The sequence below is a fragment of the Bacillus sp. NPDC094064 genome (genome assembly GCF_050279585.1).
Taxonomy (GTDB): Bacteria; Bacillota; Bacilli; order Bacillales; family Bacillaceae_G; genus Bacillus_A.
In genome coordinates, this window is the sequence record NZ_JBNNUI010000001.1 from 441,029 (window position 1) to 455,431 (window position 14,403).

General features: G+C 33.0%; 17 protein-coding genes. 15 read left to right on the forward strand and 2 right to left on the reverse strand.

What is annotated here, in order from left to right:
• Positions 1–51 precede the first annotated feature (51 nt).
• From ACQKNI_RS02385 to ACQKNI_RS02420, 8 genes are all read left to right on the forward strand, one after another.
• Positions 52–435 (forward strand): VOC family protein, encoded by a 384-nt coding sequence (locus ACQKNI_RS02385; RefSeq protein WP_098253429.1) that lies wholly within the window; start codon positions 52–54, stop codon positions 433–435.
• Between the two features lie 14 nt (positions 436–449).
• Positions 450–992 (forward strand): GNAT family N-acetyltransferase, encoded by a 543-nt coding sequence (locus ACQKNI_RS02390; protein WP_088229484.1) that lies wholly within the window; start codon positions 450–452, stop codon positions 990–992.
• Positions 992–1,585 carry a kinase gene (locus ACQKNI_RS02395; RefSeq protein ID WP_088229483.1) on the forward strand — a complete coding sequence of 198 codons (594 nt, stop codon included), beginning with the start codon at positions 992–994 and terminating at the stop codon, positions 1,583–1,585. Before ACQKNI_RS02390 ends, ACQKNI_RS02395 begins: the two co-directional genes overlap by 1 nt.
• 482 nt (positions 1,586–2,067) lie before the next feature.
• Positions 2,068–2,802, forward strand: coding sequence for a LytR/AlgR family response regulator transcription factor (locus ACQKNI_RS02400; protein ID WP_427282165.1), 735 nt, complete (start codon positions 2,068–2,070; stop codon positions 2,800–2,802).
• On the forward strand, positions 2,802–4,118 hold the full coding sequence (locus tag ACQKNI_RS02405) for a GHKL domain-containing protein (RefSeq protein ID WP_098253430.1): 1,317 nt from the start codon (positions 2,802–2,804) through the stop codon (positions 4,116–4,118). The genes ACQKNI_RS02400 and ACQKNI_RS02405 overlap by 1 nt, the downstream gene beginning before the upstream one ends.
• Before the next feature lie 89 nt (positions 4,119–4,207).
• Complete coding sequence (locus ACQKNI_RS02410) at positions 4,208–4,891, forward strand: YhfC family glutamic-type intramembrane protease (RefSeq protein ID WP_088229480.1); 684 nt, start codon at positions 4,208–4,210, stop codon at positions 4,889–4,891.
• Entirely contained in the window at positions 4,888–5,274 is a 387-nt protein-coding gene (locus tag ACQKNI_RS02415) for a DUF3887 domain-containing protein (protein ID WP_088229479.1), read from the forward strand. Before ACQKNI_RS02410 ends, ACQKNI_RS02415 begins: the two co-directional genes overlap by 4 nt.
• A gap of 114 nt (positions 5,275–5,388) precedes the next feature.
• Entirely contained in the window at positions 5,389–5,700 is a 312-nt protein-coding gene (locus ACQKNI_RS02420; RefSeq protein ID WP_088229478.1) for a hypothetical protein, read from the forward strand.
• 40 nt (positions 5,701–5,740) lie between these two features.
• On the opposite strand, the gene ACQKNI_RS02425 is transcribed toward ACQKNI_RS02420, so the two are convergent.
• Complete coding sequence (locus tag ACQKNI_RS02425) at positions 5,741–5,956, reverse strand: helix-turn-helix domain-containing protein (protein ID WP_088229477.1); 216 nt, start codon at positions 5,954–5,956, stop codon at positions 5,741–5,743.
• Between the two features lie 10 nt (positions 5,957–5,966).
• Positions 5,967–6,449: a DUF2975 domain-containing protein gene (locus tag ACQKNI_RS02430; protein WP_088229476.1), complete on the reverse strand. Its 483-nt coding sequence runs from the start codon at positions 6,447–6,449 to the stop codon at positions 5,967–5,969.
• A gap of 238 nt (positions 6,450–6,687) precedes the next feature.
• Here ACQKNI_RS02430 and ACQKNI_RS02435 point away from each other — a divergent pair, with 238 nt between their 5' ends.
• From ACQKNI_RS02435 to ACQKNI_RS02465, 7 genes are all read left to right on the forward strand, one after another.
• A complete protein-coding gene (locus tag ACQKNI_RS02435) occupies positions 6,688–7,476 on the forward strand; it encodes a DeoR/GlpR family DNA-binding transcription regulator (RefSeq protein ID WP_088229475.1) in 789 nt (262 codons plus the stop codon).
• 330 nt (positions 7,477–7,806) lie between these two features.
• Positions 7,807–8,673: a carbohydrate ABC transporter permease gene (locus ACQKNI_RS02440; RefSeq protein WP_088229474.1), complete on the forward strand. Its 867-nt coding sequence runs from the start codon at positions 7,807–7,809 to the stop codon at positions 8,671–8,673.
• Positions 8,674–8,683: 10 nt separating this feature from the next.
• Entirely contained in the window at positions 8,684–9,502 is an 819-nt protein-coding gene (locus ACQKNI_RS02445; RefSeq protein WP_088229473.1) for a carbohydrate ABC transporter permease, read from the forward strand.
• Positions 9,503–9,527: 25 nt separating this feature from the next.
• Positions 9,528–10,889, forward strand: coding sequence for an extracellular solute-binding protein (locus ACQKNI_RS02450; RefSeq protein WP_098357559.1), 1,362 nt, complete (start codon positions 9,528–9,530; stop codon positions 10,887–10,889).
• A gap of 91 nt (positions 10,890–10,980) precedes the next feature.
• On the forward strand, positions 10,981–12,408 hold the full coding sequence (locus ACQKNI_RS02455; RefSeq protein WP_098357558.1) for a CehA/McbA family metallohydrolase: 1,428 nt from the start codon (positions 10,981–10,983) through the stop codon (positions 12,406–12,408).
• Positions 12,401–13,108: an HAD family hydrolase gene (locus tag ACQKNI_RS02460; RefSeq protein ID WP_427282166.1), complete on the forward strand. Its 708-nt coding sequence runs from the start codon at positions 12,401–12,403 to the stop codon at positions 13,106–13,108. The genes ACQKNI_RS02455 and ACQKNI_RS02460 overlap by 8 nt, the downstream gene beginning before the upstream one ends.
• A gap of 68 nt (positions 13,109–13,176) precedes the next feature.
• A complete protein-coding gene (locus ACQKNI_RS02465; RefSeq protein ID WP_098882913.1) occupies positions 13,177–14,277 on the forward strand; it encodes an ABC transporter ATP-binding protein in 1,101 nt (366 codons plus the stop codon).
• Positions 14,278–14,403 lie beyond the last annotated feature (126 nt).

The window sequence follows — 14,403 nt, forward strand, 5'->3', positions numbered from 1 at the left end:
TATTTGAAAGATTTGTCGAATTTTTAGGGGATAGATAAAGGGGGGTATAACATGAATTTAAAAATGAAATACATCATATTATATGTAGAAAAGTTTGAGGAATGTTTAAGATTCTATAAAGATACTTTACAGTTACCTATAAAAGCAGAGCACGGTACATATATTGAATTTCATACTGGATCAACAATTTTAGCGATGAATACGAGAGAAGATGTAAAGAAATTAACCGGATTACCGCTTACAGAAGGTGAATTACAGTCTTCTCATTTCGAATTAGGATTCGTTGTTGATAATGTACAAGAAACGATTGAGCAATTTAGAGAACAAGGTATCAAGATTTTAGTTGAACCAATTGTAAAGCCATGGGGGCAAACAATTGCATACATTGCTGATCCAGACGGTAATTATATTGAAATTTGCAGTTCATTAGAATAGAAGGAGAAAAAGAGATGGGGTTTCCGAAACTAGAAACAGAACGTTTACTATTAAGAGAACTTACACTACTAGATGCAGAAACGATGTTCCGTTATTTTTCGAAAGAATCTGTTATACGTTATTTCGGAATGGATTCTTTCGAAAATATTGAGCAAGCGAAAATGACGATTCAAACGTTTAAAAATCGTTATGAAGAAGGAAGTGTGTTTCGCTGGGGAATCGAGAAAAAGGGGACGGGCCAACTAATCGGAACGTGCGGTTTTCATTTAATTAACAATCATCATAAAAGAGCTGAAATTGGTTATGAATTAGACGATACATATTGGGGAAAGGGATATGCATCAGAAGCACTTCAGGCCATTTTAACTTATGGATTTGAATCGTTACAGCTCATAAGAATTGCCGCTGTTGTATATGTAGAAAATAAAGCTTCGCAAAAATTGTTAAAAAAAGCAGGGTTTCAAGAAGAAGGATTACTTCGAAAACATATGATTCAAAATGGAGTTGCCCATGATACAATTTTATATTCTTTATTAAAAGAAGAGTGGCAGAAGTAATGAGTACGAACGAACTTATAACTATTATGAAGAAGCATAGGGAAAATAGATTCATTTTAGGAATAGATGGTTTAAGCCGTTCGGGCAAAACAACATTCGTAGCAAATTTAAAGGGAAATATGAAACAAGAAGGTATTCCGTTTCATATTTTTCATATGGATGATCATATAGTGGAGCGTAATAAACGTTATCATACAGGAGAGGAAGAATGGTTTGAGTATTACCATTTACAATGGGATATTAAATGGCTTCAGCAGAAATTTTTTCAGAAGTTACAGCATGAAACAAATTTGAAATTGCCTTTCTATCACGATGAAACAGACTTGTGTGAAATGAAAAAAGTACAGATCCCTATCGTAGGCGCAATTGTAGTGGAAGGAGTTTTTCTGCAGCGAAAAGAATGGAGAGATTTCTTTCACTATATGGTGTATTTGGATTGCCCAAGAGAGACAAGGTTTCTTCGCGAGAGTGAGGAAACGCAGAAGAAGCTTTCAAAGTTTCAAAATAGGTATTGGAAAGCAGAGGATTATTATTTGGAAATGGAATTGCCGAAGAATAGGGCGGATTTAGTCATATGTAACGATATTAAATAGAGGGTGCCAAAAATAAGTTTTTCAAGTAGTTATTCGTAAAGAGCTATCAATTTTATTAAAGACTGTATCTTTCAATTTAAAGGTACAGTTTTTATTTTTTTGAGCTATTCCATACTTGATAGCTATTTCTATTATCGATATTGTTAAAAATGGAATGGTTAGAAAATTCTTCTTTAGACATAAGTAAAGTATTAGAAGTGAAATGTTTTACTACTGTTCCATGTTTGGTAGGGAAAAAGAATAAATCATATTCAGGTAGAAATTGTTAAATCTATGTATTTAGTATATTCGTTTCTATATGTATACTATTCATTAAAAATCACCTCTAGTTTGTATTCTATAATAGTAGTTTAAATGCCTTTTTAATATGCAGAAAAAACAATAATAGCTGTTATTACGTTTGAAAATATAGGGAATATTATTCAGTATTTGTAAGTAATCGTGTTATTCTAAAGATAGATTTCTATAAAGCGAGTGATCATATGAGTATTTTCATTTTAGAAGATGATGTCATACAAGCGCGGCAAATGAAGCGGCTAGTTGAGGAGATTTGTGAAAAGTATATGTTGCCTTACGATTTTATTGAGGTAACTAGTAAAAGTGAAAACATTATTCATAACATTTCAAGGACGAAGTATGTCCCAATCTATTTTTTAGATATAGAGATAAAAAGAGAAGAACGGAAGGGTTTGCAAGTAGCACAAGAAATACGAAAGTATGATACGCAAGGGATTATTGTGTTTGTAACGACGCATTCTGAATTTGCACCCATATCTTATCGATACATGGTATCTGCTTTAACTTTTATTGATAAAGGTTTGCCATACGAAGAGCGATATAAGGTGTTTGAAGAATGTTTACTTCAATATGAAGCGCGTAATAAGCATATCATTCCACCTGATGACTTTATTGTTGAAAATAATAATGCGACTGTGAAAGTTCCATTTCATGAAGTTGAATATATTATGACCGATGAACCACACCGTTTAGCATTAGTGACGCTAGATCGTAACGTTTATTTTTACGGGACATTAAAGGAGATTGAAATAATAGATGAACGCTTATTTCGTTGCCATCAATCCTACGTCGTGAATACGAAGCAAATGTCTTCTTATGATGCAAAGCAAAAAATGATGATTTTAAAAAGTGGAAAACGTATCCCAGTATCACGTCGTTTAGTGAGTAAAGTACGTAACATGTTAAAGGGTGAGATGTAATGTATATTTATGATTTATTTGCACTACTGCTTACAAGTATGAGTCATACATTTTTATACATTCAATTAATTCGGTACAACAGATTGTCATATAGAATGTTAGTGACTTTAAGTGCTGTATTTATTGTTTTACTTGCAGTTGTTGTAACAGTGACTAGATATCCAGAGTTAAATAGCACAATTGTGTTATTTCTTATAAGCTTAGGATTAATGCAAAATGAATTGAAATTTATGCGAAATTTATATTTTGCACTAGTGAGTATGGTTATTATAACTTTAGTGAAAATGCTGCTTCTTGATTTAGGAATGAAACTATTTATGTTAACGCCACTCAATTTATATCTATGGACAGGTAGCATTATTCATCTTATCGTATCCAGTATTACTTTTATCGGTATTATTTTAGCTCGTAAAAGAATTCAAAAAATTGCTCAATATATAGTAGGAAGTCCACTATATTATGTAACGTATATATTACTAATTATTGGATTCATAATTGAACTAATTTTAACAAGGCCATCTACTCATTTTTTAGCAAAGTTAAATCAACAATATGGTGAATTAAGTTATATAGCAGCGATAATTTTATTTTTATTATTAGTAATCATTGTATTAATAAGCTCACATTTATCGAAAGAAAAGTTACTAGAAGAACATGAAAAGCGTTTGGACAAAGAGTTATTAGATTATGTGGAGAAATTAGAGGATATGCATGATGAACTTGCTAGTTTCCGCCATGATTATATGAATGTGTTATTGGCGTTAGAAGAGGGGATACGCACAAAGAATGTGAAAGAAATCGAACGAGTGTACGGCGAAGTTATTACTCCCACATTAAACTTAATAAATAATCATGAATTAGATATCGCGAAATTATCGCGAATTCAAATTTCTGAAGTGAAAAGTGTATTAAGAGCGAAAGTTGGTACGGCACAGCAACAACAAATAAAAGTAATGCTTGATATTCCAGATAAAATCGAAACAGTGTCGATGCCAATTATTCCATTTATTCGTATCATTTCTGTTTTATTAGATAACGCAATTGAAGAAGCAATACATAGCGAGGAAAAGGTACTGCAAATTGCTTTATTTGAAATGGATACAAAACAATATTTTGTTGTGCGTAATAGTTCTCATTATAAAGAACTGGATCTACAAAAAATATATGAGAAGAACTATTCGAGTAAAGAAGGGGAAAGAGGATACGGATTATTCTCATTAAAACGTATTATAAATAAAACAAACAATGCAACGTTAGAAACGACTTATACAAACCCTTATTTCACCCAAACTTTCATCTTAAAAGACATGAGATGACCATTTATGATGAAAATGAAACCGAATAGGAAATAACTACATACTTTCTTCACTTGTTTTTATACACTTCAAGTAAGAGGTGAAGCGAGATGAATGGTCTTATTTTTACAGCGTTTATCAGCATAGGATTACCGCTTGTTGCACTTATATATGCCTTTTGGAAGAAACGCTATATCCCGTATATATTGGGTACATTGGCTTTTGTTGTATCACAAGTGTTAATTCGCATACCGATACTAAATTATTTAAATGGAAATAGCACAGCTTTTTCTATGTTTAGTATGATGCAGCCTGTATTATTTGCGATTTTGCTTAGTTTATCAGCTGGAGTTTTTGAAGAGGTAGCTCGTTTTATCGCAATGCGTTATTTTATGAAACAGCGTGATTGGCAATCTGGCTTTCTATTCGGAGCAGGACACGGTGGTATTGAAGCGATATTAATAGTTGGTATTCCAGTATTATCTCTATTATTATCGCAAACAGTTAGTGGAAATATGGATAGTTATTTTGTCGGCGGAATTGAACGTTTCTTTGCGATGTTACTCCATATTGGACTTTCCTTCATTGTATTGCAAGCTGTCGTTCAGAAGAAATTTCGATATGTTATTATTGCCATTCTCATCCATGGAGTTGTAAATACATTAGCTAGCACGATCTCGCTATATGTACCAGGTGAAAGTGGGATAATTGCTGTTGAGGTTTCAATAGCAATAAGCGCTTTACTTGTATTTAGTTATAGTTTTATTTTAAAAAGAAAGGGTGTATTAAAATGAAAAGAATGTTACTCATTATTATAAGTGCTATCGCGGCGTTTGCACTTGCAGCATGTACGGGAAATAAAGTAGATGAAAGTACGTCAAAAAAATTTATTCCGAAGGCGGAAGAAATTGTATTACTATTAAACGAAGCGAAGTATAAAGAAGTGCATGACAACTTTGATAGTAAAATGAAAACAGGGTTATCAGAAGAAAAAATGAAAGAGCTTACACCAGTAATTGAGAAAGCTGGTACGTTCGAAAAAATTGAGAAAAAGTCGATTGAAGAAAAAGATGGTTTATATACTGTTATTCTTGTAGCAAAGTATAGTAAAGAACAACGTACCTTTATCATAACTTATAATGATAAAGAAGAAATAGCAGGGCTGTATATTAAATAGAAATATAATGGCAGATAAAGTGGTAGTGTCCACTTTATCTGTTTTTTATACCATCCAATTTTTGGTTATTTGTACTAAAATAATCTCATAATTATATAGAAGGGGGATGATGGGATGAACACTGAAATAGTTCCCCAAAAGAAGTACAGTATAATAAGCTATATATCTTTACTCATCGGCATTTTGTGCTTTTTATTCGTTTTTATTACACCGACAAGGATAGCGAATGCAGGTAATATAGTGGGAGACTATATTACAGTTGCCCTGACAGTTGCAGGTATCATACTTTCTGTCATTACAATGACGAAAAAAACAGAGAAGAAAGCAATTGCAATTGTCTCATTAATACTTTCCTCATCTTTCTTTATTTTTTGGATTATTACGATTATCTTATTGTTTACTGGTCAAATTAGTTTTGCGCCGTAATGTGCAATAAAAAGAGTCCTTCTTGTATGAAGGACTCTTTTTATTCGCTCTCTTCTGGTCGATATTCTAAAATATCCCCAGGTTGGCACTCTAATGCTTTACAAATTGCTTCTAAAGTGGAAAATCGAATTGCTTTTGCTTTTCCATTTTTCAAAATAGAAAGGTTAGCCATTGTAATACCAACTTTATCAGTCAGCTCTGTTACGCTCATTTTCCGTTTAGCAAGCATTACATCAATATTAATTATTATTGCCATATGTATCACCTCAGACTGTTAAATCGTTTTCTGATTTTATATCTATCGCATCTTGTAAAAGCCTTTGGAGAACGGCAGCAAAGACCGCGATAACCATTGATGCAAGAATCATGATCATGCCAATAATGATAAAGCCTGGAGCATCATCTCTCTCCGCAATGAGATAAAAGAGTGGCATGCCTAATACGTACAAGACGCTGATTGTTAAAGCACAGTTTTTTATGTTTTTTAAAGCGCTAACAGACAATTCCGAGAAAGCATTATTTTTATCAATATAGCTTAAAAGTTTAAAAGCTTGATACAGGGCGTAGTAAAAAGGGATAGCCGTTGCATATAAATTGATAAAGACAAGATATTTTATAAATGCAATATCGGGATACAACTCAGCTGCGAAATTCCCAATTTTAGGAACCAAAAATATACACATAGCTAGAACAGGGATTCCAATTAGAATCACAACGGTTTTTAAAAAGAGTGTGGACCCTTGTTTCATAAAAAGCACCTCATTTATTTAATATCTTTTAAATTTAACATAAAATTTATCGTTTAACAATAAATTTTTATTTATTATAATCATGTTTTTATTGTTAAATAATTTTTAGATTTAAATGAATATAATCGTTTCTTATTTCTGTAAATGATGTTATGTTAAAAGTAATGATTAATCCTTTTGTATATTAAGAGTTTTTAGAAAATCAATATTTTGCGTAATTTGATGAGGTGTTAATAAAATGAAATCTTACACACAATTTGAACGAAGAAAACACATACTAGATGAGTTAGAAAAGTATAATCGAGTGATGGTAAATGATTTAGCGAAGGTATTAAATGTTACAACAGAAACGATACGAAGAGATTTAGATATGTTGCACAAGGAAGGGCAGCTTACGAAAATACATGGTGGGGCAATTAAGAAAAAAGATCAATCACTAGAATTTCATTTTGATAAACGTCGATCTGAAAATATTGAAGAAAAACGAAAAATTGCAATGGAAGCGAGTAAAATCGTAGAAGATAATGATATTATCGCAATTGAAATTGGGACAACTACAATGCAAATTTTAGATTACATATACGATAAAAAGAATTTGACGATTTTAACAAACTCGATACCAGCTGTAAATAAAATTATTGAGCTGAAAGAACAGTATGATTCCTTTGATTGCAGGTTAATAGTCATAGGGGGAATATTGAATACAAATTCATTAGCATTGTCTGGAGAAATGACGTTAAACTATCTTGATCATTTCACTGTTAATAAGTTATTTGCTTCTTGTGATGGCATTTCATTAGAAAAAGAACTAACATGTTCGTATATTGAAGATGCACAAATATTTAAGCAGCTAAAGAATAATGCAAAACAAGTTGTAATGATGGCTGATGAGTCAAAGTTTAATTTAACAAAGTTTTATAAAAGCGGGAGTTTTAGTGATATAGATGCATTATATACGAATGCAAAGCTTGATGAAGCGTGGGAAAGTGTGTTAACAAGTAATGGGGTTGAAGTAATAACAATATAGAAAAATGAAAAGAAGGCGAATTAGTGGGCTTGGATATAGTATTACATCAGGAACCAATTAATACTGAAATCATAATTCAAGAAGAACAAGTAGAACCTTAGAATAATTTCCGCTAACGAATTTTAAAACAACTAGTATCTTTTATGAGGAGCTAGTTGTTTTTTTTGTTTGTTTTTTGTTAAAGCTATTTCTTAATCCGTTGAGAAATAGCTTTATTTTTGTTTATATGTTGTTTTATTTTGTTAATTTGTTGTTTTTACAATTAGTTAACAAATTAACAACATTGTGTTAATAATATACCCGTACAATATGAATTAGGAGGTGGCAAGAATGCAAATAAAACTATCAAAAGCTGTGTTCTTTTTACTACCAGTTGGAATACCTCTAATTTTGTTTTGGATTATTCCGAATTTCATTAGTTTAGGTATTAGTTTTACTGATTGGGATTTTATGACGAATGATTTTAACTTTGTTGGTTTAGAAAACTATTTTAATTTATTTACACAAGATTCTTTTATGCAAGCATTGCTCAATACGTTTTATTTCGGAATTGGAACAGTCATTCCAACAATTGCATTGGGCTTAGGTTTCGCATTATTCTTCCGAAAAAAATTTAAAGGTTCTGCATTGTACCAATTAATGATCTTTTCACCTTGGGTAACGCCAACAATAGCTGTATCCATTGTGTGGTCACTCCTATATGAACCTCAATTTGGAGTTATTAATAAAGTGCTAAACTTTTTCGGAATACCAGGTTTGGACTGGCTTCAAAGTAGTCAAACAGCGATGTTAGCAGTCATTATAATGACAGTTTGGAAATTAGTTGGTTGGACGATGATCTTCTATATCGGCGCACTAGAAAAAGTTCCAGATAGTTTATATGAAGCAGCTAGTATTGATGGAGCAAATGCATGGCAGAAATTTCGATATGTAACACTGCCAATGGTTTCATCAACAACTTTCTTCTTAGTTGTCGTCAATACAATTTCTTCGGTGCAGGCTTACGATCAAATAAAAATCTTAACACAAGGTGGACCTAGTGGTTCTACGCGTACGTTACTTTATTTATTCTTCCAACAAGGGTTTGAACAGTTTGATATGGGATCTGCAACAGCAATCGCATTTATCATACTAATTATTACAATTCTACTATCTGTTGTAAACAAAATAATAGGTGACAAGTGGGTGAACTATTAAGGTGAATAATATGAAAAAAGGTCCATTAATTGTAAAGCATCTCTTTCTAGCGTTATCAAGTATACTATTTGTTTTTCCATTCATATGGATGGTACTTGGCTCGTTTAAAACATCTAGTGAAGTATTACAAGGAGGCTTTTGGCCTAAGGAATTTCACTGGGAAAATTATCGACAAGTATTAGACATACTACCATTTAACACATATTTATTTAATAGTTTTTATACATCTTTCCTTATTACAATATATGTGCTTGTTTCATCTGCACTGTTTGCTTATATGTTGGCATTTTACAAATTTAAAGGTAAAAATATTACATTTAGTGTTGTAATGGCAACGTATATGATTCCTGGAGCTGTTTCGTATGTTCCTGTATATGTAATGTTAGGGAAATTCGGTCTCCTTGATTCGCATTTTGGATACATGATTTCTATGGCTGTTAGTGTATTCGGTATTTTCTATTTAAAACAATCGTTCCACAAAGTTGGTTTTGAAATAGTAGAAGCAGCCAAAATTGATGGGGCAAGTGATTGGCGTATTCTTTGGAAGATTATTTTCCCAATGACACGATCATCATTTGTAACACTAGGATTGGTCACATTTATTGGTAATTATAATAATTACATGTGGCCAGCTCTTATATTGAAAGATAATACGCAAAAGTTAATTACGAATGGAATTGCTGATTATTTCATTAATAGTTCCTTAGGGCGAGATTGGTCACACATTATGGTTGCAAGCACAATCGCAACAGTGCCGCTCTTAATCGTATTTTTAATTCTACAAAAATGGTTCTTATCTGGTGTTACTGATTCAGGAATAAAGGGGTAAATAAATATTAAAGGAGATTTGTGGGATGAAAAAACTATTCATGCTTCTAACAGTTATAACATTGTTTGTTAGTGCACTTGCGGGTTGTTCAGGCGGAAAAGGAAGTACGGTTAAAGCGAGTAAAGAAGGGGAGAAGGTTGTTGTTCCATTCATTAATGGAGTAGGGGGCTCTCTTGCAGATAGTGTAGATAAGATTGTGGAAGAATACAATAAAAGTCAGGACAAATATGTAGTGAAAACGACAAAAGCAGGTAGCTACGATGAGTCATATCAAAAGCTACAAAGTGGATTTGCAGCGAATAACCAAGAAGCAATTGCATTACTAGGTTCAGATGTCATTCAAGAATATGCTAAAAAACAGTTAATCGTACCTATAGATGAATATGTTAAAAATGATACTAATTTCAAAAAAGAAGATTATGGGAAAGGTTTTATGGAGCAAGCAACAATTAACGATAAGTTATATGGAATTCCGTTTTACGGTACAACGCAAATTTTCTATTACAATAAAAAAGCATTAGCAGAGAATGGTTTTACAAAAGATGATTTAAAGACGTGGGAAGGTGTAGAAAAGGTAGCAAAAACTGTCGCAAAACGTGGTGAAAACGGTGATGTTACGTATGCTGGCTGGATGCCAATGTGGGGGACATCAAACTTAATTGATGCGGTTCGCAGTGCTGGCGGAAATGTATTAAGTGAAGATGGTACAAAAGTATTAATTAACGATGACACTTGGGTTACGGTATGGGAGAAATTCCGTACATGGCTACATGAAGATAAAATTATGAAAATACATTCAGGTGGTACTGGATGGGAATATTGGGACAAAACTGTAATTGATTTAGTTGAAGGTAGAACGCTAGGATTTACAGGATCATCTGGTGACCAAGGATTTGTTTTTAAATCATTAGGTAAAGGAATGACAGAGGAAGAACGCCTTAACACATTTGAAGCATTACCTCAGCCAGCTTGGGGGAATAATAAACCAGCTCCAAAATTAGAAACTTATTTGTTCACATTAACGAGAAATATTGATCCAGAAGTAGCAAAAGGTGCATATGACTTTATGAAATTTGCGACAAGTACGGAAAAAACAGCTGAATGGTCCATGGCTACAGGATATATCCCTGTTCGTAACAATGTAACAGATTACGGTCCATATGCTGAATTTGTCAAAAAACAACCACAAGCATTAGTTCCATTAGAACAAGCTAACAATAATGGAGTGGGACCATTTGTAGATCCAACAGGCGGGAAAATCAATGATGCTTTAAATGTAGCGAAAGATAAAGTAGAAATTGAAGGGATTCCAGCAAAGAAAGCATTGGATGAAGCAGCTAAAATTGCACAAAAAGAGTTAGATAAAGTGTTGAAAAAGAAGAAGTAAACATAGATGGTATTACGAATAAGAGGTGCTTTTTGAGAAAAAGAAGTGCCTCTAACATTCCTTCATTAAAACGTAAAAAGGTGTGAAAACAATGATCGAAATAACAAGTACGATAACACTTTCTCCATTCATAAAAAACAAACATTGTTTCCAAATGGATGAAACTGATATGACAAATTTCACATTAACGATTGATCAAGGGGATAGCCGGAAAATCCCGCTTTTATTAATCGTAAGAGATCCTAACGGTTATGTACGTATACAATATCAAACACCAATTGCAAATGAAAAACTAATCGTTTCGAAAGATTTAGAGTTTTGTTCCGCAGGTTGTAGTGGAGGAGAAATCCAACCTGGTAATTGGGAATTAGAAGTCGTATATATCCCTCATTGTGCAAAGAAAGTAGTGAGATTTACTGGGACAAAAGTTGAATACACAGTAAATATAGTAGTGAACGATCAGTTGGAACGAAAGTATAATAGAGAACACTTTTGTAAGGGAAATGTTTTTATCGATGATGACCGTTTTAATAAGGTAATAAATGAAGAACATCGCTGGTACAAAGGAGAATTTCATGAGCACACAGATTTAACTGATGGCGAGATAGATGATGAACTTGGAATGAAAGTATGCGAAAAACAAGAATTAGATTTTTTATATGCAACGGAGCACAATATCGTAATGCCATCTTATGAAAAAGGAAACACATTAATTATTCCATCTATGGAGCTTACAACTCCTTTCGGTCATTACAACATTTTTGGTATGAGGGAATACGTGGATTTTACAGAGTATGTAGATGAATCATTTAGCGCTGACAAAATGAATGCACTATTTGCACTAATGAAAGAAAAAGGTTATTTATTGAGTGTGAATCATCCATTTATGAAGCCTTGGGCGAACCAAGTGAATATTAATTTAGAACATGTTCATACGATGGAAATTATGTGTGATCCAACTTATAAAAAAAGTAAAACATCCACTTTAGAAGCTTTGCGTTGTTTCGATCAAATGTGGGCAAATGGTCTTAAAATTTGGGGGATAGGTGGAAGTGATTCGCATTTACATCCATCTAAAACATTCCCAGGATCAAAAGATCCATCCATTTACGGTGATCCAGGAACATATGTATTATGTAACGGTTTATCAATTAAAAACTTAAAATCTGCAATCAAAAAGGGAAGAATTTATTTCTCTCGATTTAGAAAATTAGCGATAGACATTCAAAACGAGGGCGAAACGAAATATGTCGGTGATGAGGCTACAGGAAATATTATTTACAGCATTTCTACTGACAAACCGTGTGAGTGGAGACTCATAATAAATGGGCAAATAATGGAACAAAAATCTGGCGGCGACGTAACTTTTGAATTCTCATTACATGAAGGGGCGTACGCTAGAGTTGAGGGATGGGAAGATGACGAATTAGTAGCGTTTATTAATCCTATTCATAATAAAGTTCAAAATAAAAATATAAAAACATGGAATGAAGTTACAGGGGGAATAAAAAGTGAATAAAGCAATTATTTTTGATAAAGATGGAACATTAATACAGTTAGATTCAGTTTGGTATAAAATTGTGCATCGTGTGTTAGATGATATATTTCAAACGTATCCAAGTGAAAAAAGTAAACGAGATGATTACTTATCGATTATTGGCATGAATGATAACGATTTTGAGAGTACGAGTTTACTAGCTTGTCACACAAATTACTTTATTGCGGCTGCATGGTATTCGTTGTTAGAAAATCAACATGTGGATAAAGAAGATTTCATTCATGATGTATGTCTTTTATTCAAAAAGTACTCTACAGCAGATGATCTTGTATTTACAGAAGTGGAAGGTGCAAAGGAAACGTTACAATATTTAAAAGACAATGAATATATTATTGGGGTTGTTACGGCAGACGATGTAGATGCAGCGATTCATTCTCTAAAAATGACTGAGTTATATGATTATGTAGATTTTTTAGGTGCAGATGACGGTGTGAATAGAACAAAACCTGAAAGTGATTTTTATCATATGTTTAAAGAAAAATTTTCTCTAACTGAAGAAGATGTGCTTATGGTAGGCGATACATTAACAGACGTAAAATTTGCAAGAAATAGTAACATTAAAGTAGTGGGTGTCTTATCCGGTGCGAGCAGGAAAGAAGATTTAGAAGGAAAAGCTGATTATATTTTAGAAAGTATGAAGGATATTTCGAAAATTTTATAAAATAACTGAACACCGAATTTTTTCAATAAAAATATATACAAAAACAGCTCGAATTCTAGGAGGATATTATGGCTCAACTATCATTCAAAAACATTTACAAAAAATATGATCATGATGTGACAATCGTAAAAGATTTTAACCTAGAAGTAAATGATGGAGAATTTATCGTTTTGGTTGGCCCTTCAGGGTGTGGGAAATCTACAACATTACGTATGATTGCAGGACTTGAGGAGATTTCGGAGGGCGACTTTTATATTGACGGAAAACGTGTAAATGATATTTCGCCGAAAGATAGAGATATTGCAATGGTATTTCAAAACTACGCGCTTTATCCACATATGAGTGTTTATGAAAACATGGCATTTGGATTAAAACTACGAAAATATAGTAAAGAAGAAATTGACAAACGTGTCCAACATGCAGCGAAGATTCTTGGTCTTGATCAGTATTTAAGTCGAAAACCAAAAGCTCTTTCAGGTGGACAGCGTCAGCGTGTTGCCTTAGGACGAGCGATTGTTCGAAATGCAAAGGTATTTTTAATGGACGAGCCTCTATCAAACTTAGATGCGAAGTTGCGTGTTCAAATGCGCGCTGAGATTACAAAATTACACAAACAGCTACAAACAACAACTGTGTATGTTACGCACGATCAAATAGAAGCGATGACGATGGCAACTCGCCTTGTTGTGTTAAAAGATGGGATTGTACAACAAGTGGGGACACCGAAAGAAGTGTATGACAATCCGGAGAATGTATTTGTCGGAGGATTCATCGGCTCTCCTGGAATGAATTTTTTCAAAGGAGTATTAACAGATACCGCAGTTATAATTGATAAGTGGAAAATTGAAGTGCCAGAAGAGAAGATGAAAGGCTTACGAAATAACGGATATGCGAATAAAGAAATTATAATAGGAATACGTCCAGAAGACTTTTATTATGGAAAAGAAACCGAGGGTTTACCATATAACGCAAAAGTAACGGTATCTATTGATGTAGCAGAACTAATGGGGGCAGAAACATATCTATATTCCAACTTAAATGGACAATCTTTCGTTGCACGTGTGGATACTTCTTTAGATGCGCAAAGTCAATCAAATATAGAGTTAGTTTTGAACATGGACAAAGTTCATTATTTCGATTCAGCAACTGAGAAACGAATTGTTTTATAGAAAATAATTATGGGATTATATTTTGAAAATTCCTCCAATTGAATGAAAAATAAAAAACCGATTATCCTTTACATTACAGGATAATCGGTTTTTTACTTTTTTAAGAAACTAGTTGTTGTTAGCTAC

What these genes read in the sequence shown, in the direction of transcription:
- ACQKNI_RS02385 (WP_098253429.1), top strand. Translation starts at nt 52, where the DNA reads ATGAATTTAAAAATGAAATACATCATATTATATGTAGAAAAGTTTGAG.
- ACQKNI_RS02390 (WP_088229484.1), top strand. Translation starts at nt 450, where the DNA reads ATGGGGTTTCCGAAACTAGAAACAGAACGTTTACTATTAAGAGAACTT.
- ACQKNI_RS02395 (WP_088229483.1), top strand. Translation starts at nt 992, where the DNA reads ATGAGTACGAACGAACTTATAACTATTATGAAGAAGCATAGGGAAAAT.
- ACQKNI_RS02400 (WP_427282165.1), top strand. Translation starts at nt 2,068, where the DNA reads ATGAGTATTTTCATTTTAGAAGATGATGTCATACAAGCGCGGCAAATG.
- ACQKNI_RS02405 (WP_098253430.1), top strand. Translation starts at nt 2,802, where the DNA reads ATGTATATTTATGATTTATTTGCACTACTGCTTACAAGTATGAGTCAT.
- ACQKNI_RS02410 (WP_088229480.1), top strand. Translation starts at nt 4,208, where the DNA reads ATGAATGGTCTTATTTTTACAGCGTTTATCAGCATAGGATTACCGCTT.
- ACQKNI_RS02415 (WP_088229479.1), top strand. Translation starts at nt 4,888, where the DNA reads ATGAAAAGAATGTTACTCATTATTATAAGTGCTATCGCGGCGTTTGCA.
- ACQKNI_RS02420 (WP_088229478.1), top strand. Translation starts at nt 5,389, where the DNA reads ATGAACACTGAAATAGTTCCCCAAAAGAAGTACAGTATAATAAGCTAT.
- ACQKNI_RS02425 (WP_088229477.1), bottom strand. Translation starts at nt 5,956, where the DNA reads ATGGCAATAATAATTAATATTGATGTAATGCTTGCTAAACGGAAAATG.
- ACQKNI_RS02430 (WP_088229476.1), bottom strand. Translation starts at nt 6,449, where the DNA reads ATGAAACAAGGGTCCACACTCTTTTTAAAAACCGTTGTGATTCTAATT.
- ACQKNI_RS02435 (WP_088229475.1), top strand. Translation starts at nt 6,688, where the DNA reads ATGAAATCTTACACACAATTTGAACGAAGAAAACACATACTAGATGAG.
- ACQKNI_RS02440 (WP_088229474.1), top strand. Translation starts at nt 7,807, where the DNA reads ATGCAAATAAAACTATCAAAAGCTGTGTTCTTTTTACTACCAGTTGGA.
- ACQKNI_RS02445 (WP_088229473.1), top strand. Translation starts at nt 8,684, where the DNA reads ATGAAAAAAGGTCCATTAATTGTAAAGCATCTCTTTCTAGCGTTATCA.
- ACQKNI_RS02450 (WP_098357559.1), top strand. Translation starts at nt 9,528, where the DNA reads ATGAAAAAACTATTCATGCTTCTAACAGTTATAACATTGTTTGTTAGT.
- ACQKNI_RS02455 (WP_098357558.1), top strand. Translation starts at nt 10,981, where the DNA reads ATGATCGAAATAACAAGTACGATAACACTTTCTCCATTCATAAAAAAC.
- ACQKNI_RS02465 (WP_098882913.1), top strand. Translation starts at nt 13,177, where the DNA reads ATGGCTCAACTATCATTCAAAAACATTTACAAAAAATATGATCATGAT.